The following is a 1,822-nucleotide window of genomic DNA, read 5'->3' on the forward strand; positions in this document are numbered from 1 at the left end:
GAAGTACGGGTGGGTTGTATCCCGGGACGGGCACGATGGGGTTGTTCATGTTGGGCGGGCCCTGCAAGGGTGGCGGGGTCAGCGCGCCAGCGCCGCCGCCGGAATTGCCCTGTGGTCCTGTGGGCGGGTTGATCATTGACGGCATGACCGGTGCGACGGTGCTCGGTTGCGTGGGTTGTGGGCTGTAGGTCGGTACGTCGATGCACGGCCATCCCGGGTGCATCTGCTGCCATTGCTCACACGGAATCGGCTGCGCCTGCACCGGGGCTTCCTGCCCACCTGCCAGGAGCAGAACCGCGCCGAGTCCGCCCGAGACCGCGACGATCGCGGCCATCAGCCCGTGGACGCGAAGCAGCCGGGCCGCGGACAGGCGCGGGCGGCGGGAGGGCGACTTGATCGAGTCCGGGCTCATTGGCCGCCGCGCAGGCGTTTGATCAGGCCGTCAGCGCCGAACCAGAACAGTCGGCCCGCGATGGACATGAATACGAAGAACCCTAAATACACCCAGATCGCGCCATGCTGGTCTGCCCATTGCGGCATGTGGGAAAGGTTCGCGAACGCCAGGACCAGCATCGCCACACCGATCACCAGGGCTGCGACGGGCTTGGCGAGGTCAGCCGAGGGCCGGGGCTGGTCGGCAGGGGCCGTATCGACGTCAGCTTGCTGTGTACTCGTCATGCCTGACCACCGCTTTCTCGATCAACAACCGAAACAACCGGGGAGAGTCACACCACGCGCGAGACTGGCGCGCGAATACGCCAGCCGGGACGATCAAAGGCCAAACTATGGCAACTTTTCTGCTATCGCAATCTCAGATGGTACAGCACACAAAATGCCCCTTGAGCGTGCGTTTGGTAACCGTGTAGCGGCGGTAATTCGTCGGGTATCGGAGTTTTGGACAGGGCAGTCGATCCCGTGTCGGCGTGTCGAGCGCGTGAAATCGTCTGCTGCTCTCTACATTCGGGACCGGCTGCCGTATGGCCATTCCGAAGTGTTCTCCGGGGGTTTCGTTTTTCCTGTTGTAGGAGGCTGTGGGTTGTCCGGGCGTATCCGTGCTGCGCTGATCGGCGTGGTGATGACGGTGGTTGTGTTGATCGGGGCGGGGTCCGCGCGGGCGGATCTTCTGGCCGACAAATATGGTGCTTTCGATACCGACGACGGCTGGCAGGTCGCGCTCTACAAAACCGACGAACAACTCAACCGGTGGCCCAACCTCGCCGCGACGGCTTTCTCCCGGGAAGCGTTCATTTCGATGAAGGCGATGGCGCGTATCGGCGGCAAGGGCAGCGCACCGGTACTCGCCGGAGCCGTCTCGGCCGGAATCCAGATCGGATGCCAGATCGATGTGTCTTCCGGCATGACGATCGGTACCGCGCTCAACCTGGGGCTCAATCTCGGGGCCAATGGCAGCCTGACCATCTCGAATCCTCCGGCGGTCACTCTTGGAGGTAACGGTGGCGCGAACGCCGGTGTGGGACCGACTATTTCAGCCACCCTGCGACCTGGCACCATCACCAGTCTCACCCTCGATACCAAGCCCCTCGCCAGCGCTTACGGCTCCACCCACCTGCGTGAGCTGTATGTGAAAACCGATGGGTGCGGGGGTTATGTCAGTATCCGCACCTTCGCCTCTGTGCAGGTAGCGACCCCGAACGCCAACGACTCCTACAGCATCTTCGGCGACCCCACGTGGCTGTGACGCGCAACCCATGGGACTGTAAGAACAACGGTGTAACTCCGAATCAAGGAGTGGCACATGGACTCTGATGTGAGGTCCGCCGTGTTGGCCGATACTGACGCGGTGGCCAGACCCAGGAAACCG

At 63.0% G+C, this 1,822-nt stretch carries 2 protein-coding genes and 1 pseudogene; 1 reads left to right on the forward strand and 2 read right to left on the reverse strand.

Going from position 1 to position 1,822, the window contains the following annotated elements:
- Positions 1-412 (reverse strand): annotated as a pseudogene (locus tag ACAM49_RS39995) (hypothetical protein); the annotation flags it as partial.
- Positions 409-678 carry a hypothetical protein gene (locus tag ACAM49_RS40000; protein ID WP_369640708.1) on the reverse strand — a complete coding sequence of 90 codons (270 nt, stop codon included), beginning with the start codon at positions 676-678 and terminating at the stop codon, positions 409-411. The gene ACAM49_RS40000 and the pseudogene ACAM49_RS39995, both read right to left, overlap by 4 nt.
- A gap of 358 nt (positions 679-1,036) precedes the next feature.
- On the opposite strand from ACAM49_RS40000, the gene ACAM49_RS40005 reads away from it, so the two are divergent.
- Positions 1,037-1,699 carry an MspA family porin gene (locus tag ACAM49_RS40005; RefSeq protein WP_369640709.1) on the forward strand — a complete coding sequence of 221 codons (663 nt, stop codon included), beginning with the start codon at positions 1,037-1,039 and terminating at the stop codon, positions 1,697-1,699.
- The last annotated feature ends 123 nt before the right edge of the window (positions 1,700-1,822 follow it).

The sequence above is a fragment of the Nocardia sp. JMUB6875 genome (genome assembly GCF_041154655.1).
Taxonomy (GTDB): domain Bacteria; phylum Actinomycetota; class Actinomycetes; order Mycobacteriales; family Mycobacteriaceae; genus Nocardia.

What these genes read in the sequence shown, in the direction of transcription:
- ACAM49_RS40000 (WP_369640708.1), bottom strand. Translation starts at nt 678, where the DNA reads ATGACGAGTACACAGCAAGCTGACGTCGATACGGCCCCTGCCGACCAG.